Origin of the sequence: Barnesiella sp. B2-R-119 (assembly GCF_023656675.1) — a bacterium.
Lineage (GTDB): Bacteria > Bacteroidota > Bacteroidia > Bacteroidales > Barnesiellaceae > Barnesiella > Barnesiella intestinihominis.
In genome coordinates this window covers 404,929-423,982 of sequence record NZ_JAMOKL010000002.1, presented here as the reverse complement: position 1 = coordinate 423,982, position 19,054 = coordinate 404,929, and the positions used below count along the sequence as shown (strand labels likewise).

Annotated in this window: 17 protein-coding genes and 2 pseudogenes; 11 read left to right on the top strand and 8 right to left on the bottom strand. The window is 36.9% G+C overall.

From position 1 onward, the window contains the following. Positions 1-13: 13 nt before the first annotated feature. The 11 genes from NBH06_RS04975 (at position 14) to NBH06_RS04925 (ending at position 13,409) form a co-directional block, all read left to right on the top strand. Positions 14-334, top strand: coding sequence for a helix-turn-helix domain-containing protein (locus NBH06_RS04975; RefSeq protein ID WP_117702396.1), 321 nt, complete (start codon positions 14-16; stop codon positions 332-334). 715 nt (positions 335-1,049) lie between these two features. After that, on the top strand, positions 1,050-2,225 hold the full coding sequence (gene thcB4 / locus NBH06_RS04970; RefSeq protein ID WP_117702395.1) for a Thoeris type III anti-phage system protein ThcB4: 1,176 nt from the start codon (positions 1,050-1,052) through the stop codon (positions 2,223-2,225). Continuing rightward, on the top strand, positions 2,204-2,800 hold the full coding sequence (gene thcA / locus NBH06_RS04965) for a Thoeris type III anti-phage system protein ThcA (RefSeq protein ID WP_117702394.1): 597 nt from the start codon (positions 2,204-2,206) through the stop codon (positions 2,798-2,800). Before thcB4 ends, thcA begins: the two co-directional genes overlap by 22 nt. Before the next feature lie 5 nt (positions 2,801-2,805). Continuing rightward, positions 2,806-3,492, top strand: coding sequence for a TIR domain-containing protein (locus NBH06_RS04960; RefSeq protein ID WP_117702393.1), 687 nt, complete (start codon positions 2,806-2,808; stop codon positions 3,490-3,492). A gap of 102 nt (positions 3,493-3,594) precedes the next feature. Beyond that, entirely contained in the window at positions 3,595-4,275 is a 681-nt protein-coding gene (locus NBH06_RS04955) for a TIR domain-containing protein (protein ID WP_117702392.1), read from the top strand. 48 nt (positions 4,276-4,323) lie between these two features. Further along, positions 4,324-5,403 carry a toll/interleukin-1 receptor domain-containing protein gene (locus NBH06_RS04950; protein ID WP_181976337.1) on the top strand — a complete coding sequence of 360 codons (1,080 nt, stop codon included), beginning with the start codon at positions 4,324-4,326 and terminating at the stop codon, positions 5,401-5,403. A 695-nt stretch (positions 5,404-6,098) separates the two neighbouring features. Next, positions 6,099-6,302 (top strand): helix-turn-helix domain-containing protein, encoded by a 204-nt coding sequence (locus NBH06_RS04945; RefSeq protein ID WP_117702390.1) that lies wholly within the window; start codon positions 6,099-6,101, stop codon positions 6,300-6,302. Positions 6,303-6,306: 4 nt separating this feature from the next. Then, a complete protein-coding gene (locus tag NBH06_RS04940) occupies positions 6,307-9,483 on the top strand; it encodes a type I restriction endonuclease (RefSeq protein ID WP_250793096.1) in 3,177 nt (1,058 codons plus the stop codon). Position 9,484: 1 nt separating this feature from the next. After that, entirely contained in the window at positions 9,485-11,149 is a 1,665-nt protein-coding gene (locus NBH06_RS04935; protein WP_250793094.1) for an HsdM family class I SAM-dependent methyltransferase, read from the top strand. Then, entirely contained in the window at positions 11,142-12,155 is a 1,014-nt protein-coding gene (locus tag NBH06_RS04930) for a virulence RhuM family protein (protein WP_178265903.1), read from the top strand. Before NBH06_RS04935 ends, NBH06_RS04930 begins: the two co-directional genes overlap by 8 nt. Positions 12,156-12,164: 9 nt before the next feature. Next, positions 12,165-13,409, top strand: coding sequence for a restriction endonuclease subunit S (locus NBH06_RS04925; RefSeq protein WP_250793092.1), 1,245 nt, complete (start codon positions 12,165-12,167; stop codon positions 13,407-13,409). On the opposite strand, the gene NBH06_RS04920 is transcribed toward NBH06_RS04925, so the two are convergent. The 8 genes and pseudogenes from NBH06_RS04920 to NBH06_RS04890 form a co-directional block, all read right to left on the bottom strand. Next, positions 13,342-13,950 (bottom strand): restriction endonuclease subunit S, encoded by a 609-nt coding sequence (locus NBH06_RS04920; RefSeq protein WP_250793090.1) that lies wholly within the window; start codon positions 13,948-13,950, stop codon positions 13,342-13,344. The two genes, NBH06_RS04925 and NBH06_RS04920, sit on opposite strands and share 68 nt — an antisense overlap. A gap of 57 nt (positions 13,951-14,007) precedes the next feature. Beyond that, the gene (gene xerA / locus NBH06_RS04915; RefSeq protein WP_117703051.1) at positions 14,008-15,000 is read right to left on the bottom strand and encodes a site-specific tyrosine recombinase/integron integrase; all 993 of its coding nucleotides are present in this window, start codon (positions 14,998-15,000) and stop codon (positions 14,008-14,010) included. A 419-nt stretch (positions 15,001-15,419) separates the two neighbouring features. Continuing rightward, a pseudogene (locus tag NBH06_RS13685) lies at positions 15,420-15,896 on the bottom strand (restriction endonuclease subunit S); the annotation flags it as partial. Continuing rightward, positions 15,881-16,034: pseudogene (locus NBH06_RS13680) on the bottom strand (restriction endonuclease subunit S); the annotation flags it as partial. The pseudogenes NBH06_RS13680 and NBH06_RS13685, both read right to left, overlap by 16 nt. A 56-nt stretch (positions 16,035-16,090) precedes the next feature. Then, positions 16,091-16,495, bottom strand: a complete 405-nt coding sequence (locus tag NBH06_RS04905; protein WP_250793086.1) for a hypothetical protein — start codon at positions 16,493-16,495, stop codon at positions 16,091-16,093. A 35-nt stretch (positions 16,496-16,530) separates the two neighbouring features. After that, a complete protein-coding gene (locus NBH06_RS04900; protein ID WP_178265899.1) occupies positions 16,531-17,469 on the bottom strand; it encodes a relaxase/mobilization nuclease domain-containing protein in 939 nt (312 codons plus the stop codon). Further along, entirely contained in the window at positions 17,459-17,767 is a 309-nt protein-coding gene (locus NBH06_RS04895) for a MobC family plasmid mobilization relaxosome protein (protein WP_057317457.1), read from the bottom strand. The genes NBH06_RS04900 and NBH06_RS04895 overlap by 11 nt, the downstream gene beginning before the upstream one ends. Before the next feature lie 160 nt (positions 17,768-17,927). Beyond that, positions 17,928-18,980 (bottom strand): DUF6371 domain-containing protein, encoded by a 1,053-nt coding sequence (locus NBH06_RS04890; RefSeq protein ID WP_250793084.1) that lies wholly within the window; start codon positions 18,978-18,980, stop codon positions 17,928-17,930. Positions 18,981-19,054: the final 74 nt, after the last annotated feature.

Below are 19,054 nucleotides of genomic sequence, written 5' to 3'. Positions count from 1 at the left end.
GATATATTGAGTTATGACAAAAAGTACAATGTGTACCAAATTGCCAAGAAAATTGGAGCAGAAGATGCAAATTGTGGGAGAACAAATCAGACTTGCACGATTGCATAGAAACCTTAGTATCGCTCAGATTGCCGAACGTGCTACCTGTTCGCCTCTTACGGTTTCACGTATCGAGAAAGGGGCACCGACAGTAGCAATAGGCATTTATCTTAGGGTGCTTTATGCGCTTCAGCTGGATGACGATATTCTTCTGCTTGCAAAAGAAGATACAATGGGAAAGGCCTTGCAGGATTTGAGTCTCAAGAAACGTGAAAGGGCTTCCAAAAAAGAATAAGTTTATGTACTTACTGGTCTTGATTGGTTGAAAGAACCGTGATTGATCGAAGAAGTGAGTACAAATCCTTTCGTAGCTCTGACTATTATGAAAATAATCAGACTTTAAGTAAGAAAATGGAAGATGTAAGCCCAAACTACAATTTAATATGAAGCCATTTTGCATGTGTTGTTATAGTTTATGGGACCGTTTAGATAGTGTACAAATATATCTAGTACTCATGGAATAGGTTGTGTCAGATAATACGGAAAGGAAAAGAAATATGATACCATTCAAATCAAACTCAAGTGGCCGACTATCACCCAGAATAAGCCGTCTTACTTTTATAGAATCTCCCTAAAGGAATTTGCTGGTTGTCAATAAAATTCGTAAATTTATTCTATCAATTGAATGGTGTGCTATAGAATTTCAATCTGATATCAACATAACCTGTAATAATTCCCTATTCCTTAACTTTACATTGCTGAAGCTTACTCAGACGGCAGAACAATCTATGTAGTATACACTCTCATCTATTGCTGTAACTTCAGATTCGTTTTCAATCCGTATAACACAACATTCCTGATGCCTGATTGTAAAATACGCCTTTTGTGACTTTATATGTTTCGTAAGTAATGTTTTCTTGCCGTTTTTTCACCTTTCTCGATATGAATTAGTAACTTTGTTATATATTTAGATATTAAAGATAATTAAAAGACAGATAAAAAAGAGAAACATGAAATATAGGTATCAATTAATCTTATTAGGTTCAATAGAAGATTCTATTGTCGAAGAAATTAAGACTCAAATTATATTAGAAATTACCAATTTAAAATTACCTGAAGGTATTCTAAATATAATAGACCGAAGTAATTGGGAAGAAGATTATGTAGGGAATCAACCGACATTCTCTATATACTTTGGAGACAAAAATGGAAATTTTAAAGATTTACCTATTGTCGACAAATTAATTAAGGATGGAACAATGATACTTCCAGTTTATTACAACAATTTCTCAGACGAAATACCGAAAGAACTTGAAAATCAAAATGGAATTCTATATAATGATAATCAACGATGTCGGATTGCAAATGTTGTTTTACAGGCATTTGAACTCTTGAGAAACACAAGAAAAATATTTATAAGTTATAAAAGATCAGAATCAACCTCTGTGGCCATACAAATGTATGAAGCCCTCGAATCTCATCACTTCGATGTCTTCTTAGATACACATTCCATCGAAAAAGGAGAACCTTTCCAAGAGGAACTGTGGCACAGGATGACTGATTGTGATGTAATACTATTACTAAATACTCCGGGATTTTTGGAAAGTCATTGGTGTAAGGAAGAGCTCGCTGAAGCTGGTTCAAAACAAATTGGAATTGTTCAATTAGTTTGGCCCAATCATAAGGTTGATGCTATTTCCCATCTAAGTTTCCCATTAAAATTAGAAGGGGCTGATTTCGTCGATACAATCTATGACAATAAGGATAAATCAAAACTAAACAATGACAAAGTTGAAGAAATAGTGCAATTGGTAGAGTCGGTACGAGCTAGAAATTTAGCATCTAGGCAAGATAATTTAATAACCGAATTCATGAGTATTGCCAAGCAATGTGGCAGAAATATTACGGTTCAACCTGAAAGATATTTAACTGAAGTGATATCTGACAAACGAATCATTTACATCCCCACAATCGGAGTTCCACAATCTTTCAATTGCCAAGCAGCAGAGATTCAATACCGATATAATGAAAATCCGCAACACACTTGTATTAGACTGATATATGACGACTTAAGAATTAGAGATAAATGGTTAAAACATCTAGATTGGTTAAATGGCAACTTTAAAAAAGATATATTGACTTTAAAAAAACAAGATTTTAAGAAATGGCTAGAAACAACGAAATAAAAAATATATTTTTATCAGCAAGTATTCCTTTGCAAGAAAGAGATCCAGGATATATAGAAACAGCTGATATTATAGCAATACGAGATGCAGTAATAGCATTAACAACAGTAGTGCTCCCTTGCCATAAACTCATTTGGGGAGGTCATCCGTCTATTACTCCTTTAATATATAATGTTATGGAAAAGTTGAATTTGAATATTCAAGAGCACATAACACTATACCAATCAAGATTTTTTGAAAAATATTTTCCAGAAGATAATAATAAATTCAAAAATATAGTATTAACAGATATTATTGATGACGATAGAGAAAAATCTTTGTTGGAAATGAGAAACAGAATGTTGGATGAATATGAATTTGCTGCTGGTGTTTTTATAGGTGGAATGGAAGGAGTAGAGGAAGAATATAGAATGTTCATAAAGAAACATCCACATGCCATTACTTTACCTATAGCAAGTACTGGAGCAGCAGCAAAAAAAATATATGATGAACAATTTTTAGATAAGAATGAGCGATTAGTAAAAGACTATGCATACATGTCTTTATTCCAGAAATATTTACTTAATAAAATATAATCAAGATGGGCAGAAAAGTTTTCGTGTCATACAAATACGCCGATACCCTAGTTAAAGACTTAGGTGTTTATGAAAAAAATGAATGGGGACAAATGGTAAGAGTGGATACCAAAGTCCGCCATTATGTAGACAAGTTGCAAGAAAAAATAGGAAAAGACAATATAAACCTTGGGGAGAAGGATGGAGAGAGTTTAGCTGAATTTTCTGATACAACAATAGAAACAGTATTAAAGTCTAAAATCAGGCAATGCTCAATAACAATTGTATTAGTATCTAAAGGAATGAAAACGAATCAACCAGAGAAAGATCAATGGATACCTTGGGAAGTTTCATATTCTCTACGCACTGTACCTAATGGCAACAATACTAAGCAAATGAATGCTATATTAGGAGTTGTTCTTCCTGATGAAACCGGTTTATATAATTGGTATTATAAATCAGATTTATATTGTAATTGCACTACCCATTTCACAAGTCTATTGTTTAAAATTTTACAAGATAACAGTTTTAATATCAAGGAAAAACAGTTTCGACAATGTAATGGGAAGAATATATATACAAATGAAGAACCTTCATTTTTTAAAACGGTAAAATGGGATGAATTTATTGAAAATCATAATTATTACATAGAAAAGGCTATTGAAATAAAAGACAACAAAGATGCATATGATGTGCATATAAACTTAGACTAATTATGAGTTTTATATCTGAAACACAGCCATCAGTTATAGGTGCAAATTATGATTATAGTAGCTACAATAATTATCAATATATATAACTAATATCCTTTTATTATGGCAAGAAACGTATTCGTATCTTACAAGTATGCAGATGAAAATGTACAACACTTGTTTGGGCATTTTCCTACCAAGGCACGTCATTATGTGGACGAGATAGAAAAACTATTAGCTGCAGAGGATCATATATTCTTTGGAGAGCATGATGGAGAAGATTTGTCTGATTGGTCAGAAGATGAAATTTGGCAAGAGTTAAAGGACAGAATCTTTCCCACGACTATTACTATTGTCCTAATTTCCCCAAATATGAAAGAGTATGGAAAGTATGATAAATCGCAATGGATTCCATGGGAAATTTATTATTCATTAAGAGAAACGGTTCGTAGTGACAGAAAGAGTCATAGAAATGCAATACTCGCAGTTGTTTTACCTGATAAACAAGGGAATTATGAATATGCATTAAAGTCAAATACATGCTGCGAAACAGGTTGTACAACATATATCAAAGATTGGATGTTTACAATAATAAAAGAGAATTTATTTAATCAAAAATATCCGGATATTGTTGATTGTCAAAATAATACTAGAATTTGGTATGGCGAATATAGCTATATTCCTATGGTTAGATGGGATTACTTTAAATATCATGTTACCTCATTAATAGAACGCGCAGAACGAATTAAAGATGATTATGAGAAAAATAATTCTTATAAACTACACATTAGCGTTAATAAATAAGCATTTGAATATATGTCCATCTACTACCGCAAGCAGAATTATCGAGATATGATTTTCAAGAAGAACCTACATCTAAAGCATATTTCTGAAAAGTTGTTTGAAGTTATGCCAAAGAATTTCTCTTTTAAGGATTTCTTGTCTGCATTTAAAGAGTGCTATCCGTGTCAATGGGAGGATATTGTACGTTATTGTAAGGAAAAGAAAAATGATTTTTATCGAAGAAGCCGTAAAGGGCTTCGTACAGTTCCATATTATACTCCAGAACAGTATTTAAAACATACGGTTCATATGCGCTCTTTATCTAAATATTTGAATGAACAGGATAGGAATAATAAGTATGCATCTTTAGTTCTTAAAGGGCAAGAGAAGAAAAGGCGGCGTAATGATAAGCTCGCTTCAAATCTTGTTTTTGTTCAGGAGGTTTGCCCTCCATACATCAAACAACTGATCAAATCATATTTTAAAACGCGTAAGAGTTCTCCTCTTGACATCAATGCACGTTACCTGATACTCCTAGAGGCAACTCAGTTCCGATGTAATGAAACGATAGAATTCTTGAATAAGATAAATGCTTGCGAGAAAAACGATGATCTTCGAGAAATGGCCTTTTATTCCCTTCAGAGACTAGGAGAAAATCCATGGTTGTCAAAGAAACGTAAAGGTAAAAGACGTCTCTCTATGCTAAAACCAATTGACGTACAGAAAAATCCCACAGAATTAATTCAACTTATATACTCCAATCAACATATGTTGTATCAGGAATATGATGTTTTTCTTTCTCATAGTTCACTTGATGCTAATGAGCTTTTACAACTTAAAGTTCTCCTTAATCAGCAAGGAAAGACTGTATATATTGATTGGGTAAATGATAGAGTAATGCTGAATCGTCAAAATCAAAATCATGATACATGGAAAGCTCTAGAACTAAGAATGGATCAATCCAAGACGTTACTTTATGTGATGACGGATAATAGCATTAAATCGCCATGTACAGAAAGAGAGGTTATGTATTTTAAGAACGCATCTAAAAGTGTGAAAGTATACAAGCCACATCCTGTTTCATTGCCTACTCCTATTTATTTAGATGGATGTGATTTTATAACAGAAAAACAGTTACATAACCTTTGAATGCGTTTAAGAAAAGGAAGAGTTGCTGTTGGCAATGCGGTTTCCTTTTGAATGATAAAACGGTTGGCCTTTCGAGAATTTACAACCGTCTTATAGGTTGTTGTAAGTAATAATTTAAAGTATATATCAAGAAATAAAGCTGAAGCTTTTTTGATAATATCCTTCTTCGTTACTATTTCATAAAACTTCTAATAATGAATTTTTAATCATTTTCTGATTCACTGCATCTGTCGTGGAAATGCGAAGTAGGTGAAACCCTAATTTTTTGTGAATATTTGATTTCTAAACTCATAGCTTGTTTATTCGCTTCATTTCCTAATGAGACAATTGTATCAAGTTGAATTTTATAAAATTGATTTAATATATTGATAATGAATTTAATATACTAACAATGAAAATATGGGAGTATTTGGTTGTATTCTAAAGTTTTCATGATATTCTCGGATAAGTGTGTTATTTTAGCAGAAATTATATCTATCAAGAATATGAGTAATGGTTAGAGTTTTTTGTTCAGTTGGAAGTATTGATAATCCTATTCCTATATTTTTTTGTTTAGGATTAAATGCCCCCGACAATACTTCGAAAGTTTACAGAATAAAACACTTAAACATTTCTTGGACAATACAAAAGTGCGACTAAAGAAGCCTATTATATAATATAATTCACTACTTTTGTGGAATAATAGTGTTTGTATTATGAAATTGAACAGAATAAAACCTGTTTTAGCAGAAAAGGGTATTTCTCAAACATGGCTAGCTAAGAAACTTGGTAAGAGTTTCAGTATGGTCAATGCGTATGCTTGTAACCGTTCACAGCCTAATTTGGATACTCTTCAGCAAATTGCGGAGATTCTTCAAGTTGATTTGAAGGAATTGATAACCGATAAAGGAGAAAGGTAAAGTTATGGAATACAAATTCAATGAAAATACACGAGTGCAGGTTCCGGCTGCCTTACATTTGTGTAGGCTTGGATATACATATTTGGACAATATAACAGAATATGACAGCAAGACTAATATTCTGACGGATGTTTTTTTGCGTAGTGTTCAACGTCTAAACCCAGAGCTGTCCGATTTGCAGGCAAAGCAATTGCTGAGTGAAATCATATTGATACTTAATAATAATGATCTTGGAAGGGAGTTTTATAACAAACTGTCTTCCAACAGTAATATAAAACTGATAGACTTCCAAAATGCCGATCGTAACGAATGGCATGTAACCACTGAATTTGAGTGCGAGAATCAGGATAGCGGAGACAGTTTTAGACCGGACATAACATGTTTTGTAAACGGACTTCCATTAGCATTTATTGAGGTTAAGAAGCCGAATAACCATGACGGTATTTTAGCAGAAAGGGAGCGTATCAACTTGCGCATGAGTAACGAAAAATTCCGGAGATTCCTGAATATTACTCAGTTGATGATATTTTCCAACAACCAGGAATATGACAATGAAAGTCGAGTTCCGATTCAAGGTGCATTTTATTGCTGTACATCCAAAAGCAAAGCTTTCTTCAACGTCTTCCGTGAGGCTGATAAAGGTTTTGTGGCAGGGTATCCTTATAAGGTTGTATCTGATAGTACGGAGAAACAGATATTGCAACACAGAAATTGTGTCGTTATCAAAAACTTACCTGAATATAACACAAATAAAGATGTAAATACTCCAACCAACAGGATCCTAACATCTATGCTCTGTAAAGAGAGATTTCTCTTTTTACTAAGATATGGCTTTGCCTATGTAGATAGAAAGATCGAATTGGAAGATGGTAGTAAGACTACCCAGTTGGAAAAACATGTAATGCGTTACCAACAGCTTTTTGCCTCTTTTGCCATTCGAAAAAAATTGAATAATGGTGTAAAAAGCGGAATTATCTGGCATACACAGGGTAGCGGAAAAACAGCCTTGGCGTATTATTCCGTACGTAGTCTGACTGATTTTTATGCAGCAAAGAAAACCGCCGTGAAATTTTATTTCATTGTGGATCGTCTTGACTTGATGGAGCAGGCCAAGGATGAATTCGTGGCAAGAGGACTGTCTGTCAGGACGGCTAACAGCAGAGAAGAATTGATGTCAGATATACGCAGTACGAATTTGACAGAAAATGCAGAAGGAAAAGCGGAGATTATGGTGGTCAATATCCAGAAATTCAAACAGGATTCCGCCAAAATACAGATTGATTCCAATTATAGCACCCGTTTACAGCGTATTTTCTTTATCGACGAAGCGCATAGAGGTTATAACCCACAAGGAAGTTTCTTGGCAAACTTATTGGCAGCCGATAGCGATTCTATAAAGATTGCTTTAACAGGTACACCTTTGCTGAAAGAGGAAAGGGAATCCTGGCGTGTATTCGGTGATTATATTGACACGTATTATTATGACAAGTCAATAGCAGACGGCTATACACTGAAACTTATGAGAGAACCTGTCGAAACAATCTATAAAGAGAAAATAGAGAGTATTCTTGACAAACTGGCAGGTGGTATTGAAGTCAGGAAAAGTGATATTGACCGTAACAAGATCATTGAACATGAATCTTATCTTAATGCTTTAATAGACTATATTATAGCCGATTTCCGACGGTTCCGTATTGAACAAGCTGATGATACGGTGGGTGCGATGATTGTATGCAAGACAAATCCACAAGCCCGTGAAATGTATCGTTTGTGGCAAGAACGCTTTAATAAGGCATTGTATATAGAAGAGAAACATGATGAAAATCTGATGATGGCTGCTGAGCCTATGGTAGCCTATGGAAATCATACAAAACCGCTTAGGGCTTCTTTAATTTTGCATGATGAAGGAGATAAGGAAGAACGTAAGGCATACATTGATGAATACAAGAAGAAGCTATCAGTTGATATCTTGATTGTCAATCAGATGCTCCTGACCGGATTTGATGCTCCCCGTTTGAAGAAACTCTATTTGGGGCGTAGTCTTGACGGGCATGATTTGCTGCAGGCATTGACAAGGGTAAACAGGCCATACCATAAATTCAAGTATGGGTATGTCGTGGATTTTGTGAATATCAAGGAAAATTTCGATGCTACGAATGACCGCTATCTGCGTGAATTAAACCGTACTGCTGATATTGAGGAAACAGGCGAAAAAGAAACAGTAGGAGAAGCTCTCATTGTAGATAAGGAGCAGATTATAGAACAGATAAAGGAAATCCGCAACATTTTGTTCAATTATACTTGTGATAATCTTGAAGAATTCAGAAAGGAAATAGACGAGATTGAGAATAAAGAAAATCTATATACGCTCCGTTCTACTCTTGAAAATGCCAAAGCAATCATAAATCAAATAAGGGCATTTGGAGATGAAGAACTTAAAGAAAAAATTGACAGTCTTCCCAAAGGTAGTATTCCTACACTCATTACAGAGGTTTCGCACCGTATCGAACGAATGAATCTGCTGGAAAGTACCGAACATAAGGCGGATGTCTCAGGAATCATCAATGTTGCTCTTTCAGAACTGGAATTCGAGTTCAAAAAAGGAATTTCAGAGGAATTGCGTATTATTGTCAATGACATCCGCGAACGTTGCGAAAGAGTTCAGGCTGAATTTGAAGCTAACTTTGATAGAACGGAAGACAAGTATGTGATTTTAGCTGACGAGTTTCGGGAATATTTTAGGAAGAAAGGTTTTGTCCCTCAAAGTACTCAAGATGCAAAAGAAAGCATTGATTATATGGATGCGGTGATGAAGAAAATTCGTGAAATCAACCGTCGCAACAATATACTCAAAAAGAAATATCAGGGAGACGAGCGTTTTGTTCGTATTCACAAGCGGATAGAAGAGGAAAATGAAAAGCGTGAAAGGCCTATTATTTCTAAAGCCGAATACGAAATAGCAGAAAGTCTGTCAAAAATGAAACGTGAGATTGATAACCGGATTTACCTTGATATTAACATCATTGCGAATGAAAACAGTTTCAAGAGAGACACATTGGCTATGATAGGTCATCAACTCATAGATTTGGGAATAAATGCAAGTATCTCTGACCGCAAGTTTATCAACAATCTCATTGCAAATGAATATATAAACCAATACAATCAAGTTCACTTAAGATAATATGGATGCAAATACCCAGAATATATCAGAAGCTACAATAGCCCTTATCGACTCATTGAAATCGACCACTTCCCATTTCGGTCTTGCCAATAGTGGAGGTGAGTACAAGATTATTACGGAAATGTTCCTGTACAAGTATTTCAATGACAAATTCGGATATGAGGCAAAACGTGATAAAATCTATGGAGAAAGATTGAGCAAGGCAGACAAGTGGGATGCTGAATATGATAAATTTACGGAAGAAGAAGTCGAAGATTTGTTCAGCTATCTTCCAGCATCTGTTCCTTTGCTTAAACCTGAACATACATTAGCGCATTTGTACAATACCTCCGGAGCAGGAGATTTTTCTACAAGGCTGGATGCTACACTGATTGATATTGCCAATCTGAATGCAGATACTTTTTCTGTTGTAACTTCCGGGAAAAGCAGGGTCAATATATTTAGTGCGCTTACACAGTTTGTAACAGATCCGCAGAAAAGGGATGAATTTGCACGTTCATTGATGAGTTCCGTTGCGTCATTCAATTTTGAAAGTGTTTTTGCAGAAAAATATGACTTCTTCTCACGAATATTTGAGTATCTTATAAAAGATTACAATAACGCAGGAGGCGGAAAATATGCGGAATATTATACTCCAAGAGCAATTGCACAGGTAATGGCTCGTTTGTTGGTTGGTGATAATGCTGACTTGCGAGGTATAACCTGTTATGACCCATCAGCAGGAACAGGTACATTACTTATGGCATTGGCTCATCAGATAGGAGAAGACCGTTGTACGATCTTCAGTCAGGATATATCTGAAAAATCCAGTGAGATGCTTCGACTGAATCTCATTCTGAACAATCTTTCAGGAAGTCTTCCGAATGTTGTACAAGGTAATACACTTACAGAACCTTACCATAAGGAAGAAAACGGAACACTTCGAAAATTCGATTTCGTGGTTTCCAATCCGCCATTCAACCTGGATTTCTCGGATTTTAGAGACACGTTGGCTTCTGATACAGTACGTTTTTGGGCTGGTGTACCATCTATCCCGGCAAAGAAGAAAGAGTCAATGTCTATCTATCTATGCTTTATACAGCATCTTGTCAATTCGCTGAAAACGGCCGGAAAAGGGGCAATTGTTATTCCTACTGGATTCATTACAGCCAAAAGTGGAGTTGAAAGAAAGGTTTTGGAGAAAATTATTAAAAACCGCTGGGTGTATGGCTGCATCTCCATGCCAAGCAATGTGTTTGCAAATACAGGTACGAATGTTTCCGTCTTGTTCTTTGACAAAGCTGCTTCTGCCGAGAAAGTCATATTGATTGATGCAAGCAAGTTAGGAGAGGAATATAAGGAAGGGAAAAATAAAAAACTCAGATTGCTGAATGAAGACATTGATTTAATTGTCAATACATTCAAAAATAAAGAAGCCGTCGAGGATTTCTCGGTTGCTGTAAGCTACGATGAAATCATTGAGAAAAATTATTCGTTGTCTGCCGGGCAATATTTCGACATCAAGATAGATTATGTGGATATTACGGAAGAGGAGTTTAATTCCCGCATGGCAGAATATAAAAAGACATTGAGCGAACAGTTTGCTGAAAGCCATCGTCTGGAGGAAGAGATAATGAAGCAGTTGGACGCTTTAAGGTTTAATGCTAATATCGGGAACAATGAATAGCGAAATACAGTTTTTGTTATATAGTCTTCCAGATGAAGAGGGAAAGGTACAGGTAATCGTCAAAGACGAAACTATTTGGTGTACCCAAAAGGCTATGGCACAGCTTTTCGGAGTTGGGGTTCCTGCTATCAGTAAACATCTGAAGAATATTTTTCAGGAAGGAGAGCTGCAGAAAGAAGTGGTTGTTTCCAAAATGGAAATAACCACTCGACATGGCGCTATGGAAGGCAAGACGCAAACATCTTCTGTCGATTTCTATCACCTTGATGCAATTATTGCTGTAGGCTATCGGGTTAATTCACTCAGAGCTACAAAATTCCGGCAATGGGCAACCAAAATTCTGAACGAGTATATCCGGAAAGGCTTCGTACTTGATGATGAACGGTTGAAACAAGGGACTGCAGTGTTTGGCAAGGATTATTTCCGTGAATTGCTCGAAAGGGTACGTTCTATTCGTGCCAGCGAACGCCGTATCTGGCAACAGATTACTGATATATATGCGGAATGCAGTATTGATTATGACAAAAACGCTCTGACTACTCAAGAGTTTTATGCCATGGTACAAAATCGCTTCCATTATGCTATTACAGGACAGACTGCAGCAGAGATTATCTATTCGAAAGCCGATCATACAAAAGAACACATGGGACTGACTACGTGGAAAAATTCTCCTGATGGTCGGATTCTCAAATCGGATGTGTCTGTAGCCAAGAATTATCTGACTGAAAAAGAGATCCGGCAACTGGAAAGGACTGTAACATCATATTTTGATTATATTGAAAATCAGATTGAACGGCATAATACTTTCACGATGGAACAATTTGCTGCAAGTGTCAATAAGTTCCTTACATTTAATGATTATCAGATTCTTCCGGACAAAGGCCGTATCTCTGCATCACAGGCAAAAGCTAAGGCTGAAAGTGAATACGATATTTTTAATAAAACTCAAAGGATCGATTCTGACTTTGACAAACAAGTTAGAGGGATGTTAGGTAAGAAACAATAAGATGAAGTTATGGATTTGAAAAGATATAAGTTAGGAGAAATCGTAAAATTGCATACTATTACTATATCACCTAATTCTGGTACTATTTACAAATTGTATAGTCTACCTTCTTTTGATAACGGTATGCAATGTGAAATTGTGGATGGTAACTATATACAGAGTAATAAGTTTTCTGTGCCAAATAAATGTATATTATTTAATAAACTGAATGTCCGCTTTAAACGTGTATGGAGAATTAACAATGAGGACACAAACAAATTGTGTTCAACGGAGTTTTTACCACTTATTGTCGATGAGAATATTGTAGATTATCAGTATTTATATTATTTGCTGATTTCTGATGGGATTACGAATTATTTATGTGGTCAAAATACAAATACATCAGGAAGTCATAAGAGAATAGATCCGAATGACTTCCTAAATATAAATGTCTTTTTACCTTCAAAATCAGCACAAAAGCAAATTGGTAAGCTTCTTTCCTACATTGATAATAAAATCAACCTTAATCATGCGCTAAATCAGAATTTAGAGGCGATGACAAAGCAACTTTACGATTACTGGTTTGTGCAGTTTGATTTTCCTGATGAAAATAGAAGGCCGTATAAATCTAGTGGTGGCGAAATGGTTTGGAATAAGAAACTGAAGCGTGATATACCTATTTCATGGGAAACAAAGCAAATAGATGATGTTGCTGAGATTTATAATGGTGCAACTCCCTCAACTATTAATGAATTAAATTATGGAGGGGACATAGTTTGGATTACTCCAAAGGATTTATCTGACCAAAAGCAAAAGTTTGTCTATAAAGGAGAACGAAACATTTCACAGGTAGGCTATGATTCTTGCAGCACTCATTTGTTACCTTCAAATACAATATTGATGTCAAGCCGTGCACCAATAGGTTTATTGGCAATCTCAAAAACCGAATTGTGTACAAACCAGGGTTTTAAGAGCTTTGCCCCTAAATCGGGAAACATTGCCGTTTATCTATATTATTATCTACAACATCATATCAGACAGATAGAACAATTGGGTACAGGAACAACCTTCAAAGAGGTTTCTCGTGAGGATATACTGAAGTTCCCAATATTAAAGCCAAGTGATAATGTATTAGATTTATGGGAAGAAATGGTATCAGCCCTCAATGACAGACAGTTAGAGATTCAAAAGGAAAACGAAAGCCTTATTAAGCAGCGTAATGAACTTCTACCTCTTCTGATGAATGGTCAAGTATCGGTAAATTCTGATTTATAGAACGATTGATGGCAATTTTTTTATCTAAACATTGAAGAATAGACACAATGTTATCTTGGATGCTTAGACTAACATCTTCAATTGGTATAGTGGCAAATGCAACTTCCAGTTGAAGATTTTTTAATCCTGAAGTTTTACCTTCAAAATTAAAAAATACTCCAAGATTATAAATGAACTGAAAATAATAATATACATAGAGAGGATTCCAACCTTTTTTTAGCCTAAAAGCTGTACAAAAGTTAGAACATACAACAGGGCCAACATTATCCAATAATTCTTGTGATACAAAAGAAACACGCCCTGTAGATTGCGTTGGGCTACCGCCTGACTTCTCAATTATGATATCGCCTACTTGAAGGCATCTTTTTGAATATGATTGTTGACTAATATAACGTATGGGAATTGTAGAAAAATCATATTCAGATATAGGAACAATATCTGCCCCACGTACACAGGTTACTGCACAAGACGTTTCGTTGGAACAAGTTTCTTCGCCCCAATCGCCAGCTATAAATTGATCTATAATGTCTTTTATCTTCATTTACATCCTTTTGGGATGCGAAGTTACGCATTTTCAGGCAGAATCCAGTACTGTACTTCACCCTAAATACTTCTTATGGGCCAGCTTTACATTATTTTGATTAACAATGGCATAATGCAATGTGGTATCAATGCGTACATGACCGAGCAATCGCTGCACTTGTTCGATTGGCATACCTTTATCGATGGCCATTGTTGCAAGCGTACGACGAAATTTATGAGGATGGACCTTAGGCATAGAAAGGGATTGCCCAAGTTTCCGGATACGCACTTCTACACCACTGATAGTTAGGCGAGTGAATGGTGAATGTAGTGAAACAAATAAAGCAGGATTGCTATCTGTGCGTGCATCGAGGTATTGCTGCAAATGTAACTTCGTTCTGGCATTGAAATAAACGATGCGTTCTTTATTACCTTTTCCGAACACAATACATTGCCGTTCGTGGAAATCTATATCATCACGGTTCAGTTTTACAAGTTCTCCTACACGAATGCCTGTAGACGAAAGGATGTCTATAAGAGCAAGATCTCGTTTATTAGTACAACTATCACGCAGTTGTTCCAACTGTTCATCAGAAAGCACCTCCTTAACAAGTGAATCCGTTTTTACCTTGTGAATGCGTCTGACCGGACTTTTGGCAATATAATCTTCATCTTCTAACCATGCAAAGAAACTAGAAAAAATACGTCGCATATTGTCAATGGTTACTTTGCTTGATTGATGTTCTTCTTGATATTCAGAAAGATAGGAGCGAATATCTGTTGTGGTAATATGACAAATTGCAACAGATAGTACAACCAATAATCGTTCAATGGTATTACGGTAGTAGGCTAATGTTTTGTCCGAACATCCTTCTATCTTTTTTGCTGATATGAAAGAGTTTAGAAGATGTTCATTTTCTTGTGATTGTTTGCTAAGACAATCTGCTTTTTCAATAATTTCTACATTATGTAGTTCTGATGCAAGCACAGTTTTAAGCTGTGCCATTTGTCTGCTGTCTAAGTTACGCTGCATCTTCGCAACTATGGCCTGAATGATGTTCTCTTTCATAATTCTATAAGATAATGATAACATCATAATATAGAATATAATTCTAGAGAGACCAAAACTGCCCCTCTTGAATCTTTTTCATTAGTCTTCATTCCAATGCTTTTCGCATTCGGAACAGAATTTAGAACCTGCTTCTGTATAGAACTCATTTCCACAATATTCACAGATGATTTTGACCAATTTTCTTTGAATAATTTTATCGTTCATAATAAAATTAATTTAGTGATCTTATGGGAATATCCCACGTATATTTATAAATAGTGTTTTTGGGGGAAAAGGTTTAAAATAGTTGCTAAATCAGAATTTACCGACACCTGACCATTCATTAAAAGCGGTAGAAGTTCGTCGCGTTGCTTAGTGAGAGACTTTATTTCCTTATAATTTGTATCTATCTGCAAATACAATCTACAAGATATTTTTGCATACTCCTCTATCATAGAATCAGGAGGCACTACTAAATCTAGATTCTCTATATCTGATGTATTTATTGATGGGTAGGCACTTACGGCTGATTGTGCAATAGTAGATAAATTCTCTATTGTTGCAGCTTGAATAAGGAACTGATAAATGAAGTAACGATATGCACTCCAATTTGCAGTTATTACAGCAAATCCCGTGGAAACTACCATATTATAATCGGGATTCATAATAATGCCAAAATGCTTAAGATTTGGGCGCACTGTTGAGTAAACAATATCGCCTTCTTGCACTAATCGCCTTGCCCTACTCGGAATAATATCACTCGAAGGATTCAGAAATTGTAGTTCATCAATTGTATTATTGGTGATATTTGACGTATCCAAATATAGGATTGAGTGATTGAAATAACCGCTACTCGTTCTTTTGTTGAAAGAGCAACGCTCGCCAAGTTTTAAGACATTCCATCCTTTAGGAATCTCTCTCTTTAGTTTTTTATTCCACACCATCTCACCGCCATTTGACTTATATGGTCTTCCATTCTCATCTGGAAAGTCAAATTGTACAAACCAATAATCATAGAGTTGTTTCGCCATCGCCTCTAAATTCTGATTTATCGGTATATAAAGAGAAAATGAGAGGAAACACCCCCTCATTTTCTTTAAACCTAATATCAGACATTCAACTCCTTTAACGGCAACCCATAATTATATTGTCTGAAAAATCCTCTGTGGATAAGTTTCAGGCCAAGGGTCTGATAATACTTGTAGTCATCATCCTCGGTGCAGAGGTATTTGTAACCATAGCGTGGGGCGTATTCCTTGAAGAATCGGGCAAGGTCTTTCAGGTTTTCCTGCTGGTTTCGTTTGAAGTTGCTGCGTACAATGATAATGCTCCAGTCGGGGATGCTGCCAACACCACAACTGTATTCCCAAAAGCGGATGTATAAATCCATTTCGCCTACATGAACAGAAACACAAATGCCGTTGGCGTTGTGCATAATGGAACAACAGTTTCTGTAACCGAATCTCTCACACAAATAGAGATTGAAATCGTAAATAAAATCGGAATAGTTCATAATAATTTGAATTTTGATGGTTAATAAAAATTTGATTATAGACTGAAACCTCGCTTGCGTTTCGGTTTCTTTTTCTTCTTTTTAAGCCGGTTGGCCTGTATCGCTTCCTCTGTATCATAATCCGTAGGAGAGGGTATGAACAATCCCACACTGATGCCGGAATGATTCTCCTGCTGGTATTCATGCCGAGGTTCCTCGCGTATGGTTGCTGCCTGTACCTGACGCTGGTTCATGGTAGCGGAAAGAGCGTTATATCTCAGTTCCTGGTCGATGTTCAGGAAACTGAACTGACGATCAATCTTGGAACCGCTAAAAGTTAGTTGGTCACATGTGAACTTGACACCTTGCATCTCTCCGGTCGTGCGACTTAGCTTCCATTGCGTATCAATTCCGTACTTCCGTAAGGCCAGTCTCAGTTCACTCCAGCTTCGGGCGTTCGGAACTTCTCGTTTCAAGGCATGATAGATAAAATACTTTACCTTGTCATGACGACGTAACCGCATGAAATTGACATGCTCTTTTCCTTCGGCAAAATGCAAGCGGTAACGGGCTGTCAGCATCTTGCAAACCTTTTCATTTCGGTAGCGATCGTTCTTGTCGCTGATGGTGTAGCCATCATTATCCACCCGGTTGTAAACGATGTGACAATGCGGATGGTCACGATCAGTATGCCGGGCGATGATGAACTGTGTGTTCTCGATTCCCATCAACTTCATATAGTCGTGGGCGATTTTCAGCATCAGCCCATCATCGTCACGGATGCGGTCTCCGTCTTCTGCGGAGAAGCTCAATGATATATGGCCGACCGTATTCTTGACCTTGTCGTTCAGTAAAGTCTGCAACTCGAATTGTTCCGCTATTTCTTCAGGTGAACCGTAGACACCAACCGCTTTCAGCAGGCGCGATTTATCCTCTTTCAGCACATAGTTTACGCACCCGGAAAACGATGTGCCTTTGACAATCTTACCTATCATCCTTGAGCTGTTTTATGAGTTGGGAAATCTCTTGGGCGACGGTCCGACACTCATCAGCCACACGATAAAAACCGTAAACGTTGGCTCGTTTGGCAAGCTGATTCAGGTTCGTGCTTTCGCCAATCAGTTTACGGATGATGTCAATATTTTCTCTTGTAATCCGTTCGCGTACTGTACCATGTTCGATGAGCGAACGCACTACTTCGCTTTGACTGCGTTTACTGCGTCGGCTGAGTGCTCTGAGCCAGCCGAACTGTTCGTCTGTAAGACGGATTGTAACTGTATTTTTCTTGTCCATACTATTTGCTTTTGAGATTAATAATTGTGACCATCGGGAGCTGTCTCACCGTCTTTTGAGGTGAGCAAGTGGCCGGGAAATGTAATACACCGGCATAAACTTGCTCCAGTGAAAAAGAAGTGAATCAGACATCAGAAAGTCATCGTTTGAAAATTCCTTTCTAGGAACGTTGAGCCATTGCTGAAAGAGGTGTTTTCTCCACATTTACAAGCTGCAAATCGAAAGTCTCGACCAGTGTTTTTAGGGCTGGATTCAATGTGATAAGACGATTAAAAATAGCCTCCTTAGTTTCTTCTCTCAGCAGAAAATCGGCAATGTCATAACCTGCATCACGTTCTTCTTTTGTTGCATTTCTTTCCATAAAATCGAAGAGAGAAACCTCTATTCCCAGGCTTCGGATCATCTCCATTTTACTGTTCCAATAGTCGGTCGCACCCAGATCGGGGAAGAGCAGGACACGTCGGTTTCTCAATACGCTCATGGCATCCCGATTGAACGCTCCGTTCTTTCCGCCCGAAGCAATCCATAGATATTGCGGCAGATAGAAGCTGGATATCAAAGCGCTTTTCTCACTCTCCACAAGGGCAACCGGACGTTGCTGGTCGGAGGACAAAAGATGTTCACCAAACAGGCATTGCCGGAGGTTAAAATTCTCTTTCTTCAAAAGGGAATGTACCCACGTGATGTAGTTGTGCGGCTCTTTAATCCTTCTTCCGTTTTCGGGATTGTAGAGCATCACTTTTCCGGTGCGTACCCGTCCGGAAATATCTACCTGCCAGAAAACTGTAGATCCCGACCAATGCTTCGAGGTTCCTACATGGTAGCGCAACATCAGTTCTTCGGTAGCCTCCTGTCCGAAATGGAAACTCAGGAACTGAAACAGCTTGTTCGTGTGATACAGCTTCAGGGACTGCTTCATGATTTCCGGCTCTATGAATGAAGGTTCAGGAGACAGACTGGTGCGTGGCTTTGACACTGGTACAAACTCTTCACTCAATCGCTCCTTGGCAATCGGATTCTCATCAAAGTACATTTTGGGCGTATAGTTGTAGCCGCACTTTTGTTCATGGTTGCATCGCCCTACATAGTCAGGAAAGCTGATTTGTTTTTCCGTATCGATGTATTTGGCGAAACAACTTTTGCGGTGGCAGTTCGGGCATGTGTGCCGGGTGCTGACACCTTTGTATGGTTCTAACTTGAATCTGTAGTTCATTTTTCTTTCTGTTTGGATGTTACTATGCACATTTTCGCAACTTCACAAACCCCTCGGTTGCGAAAATGTGCATA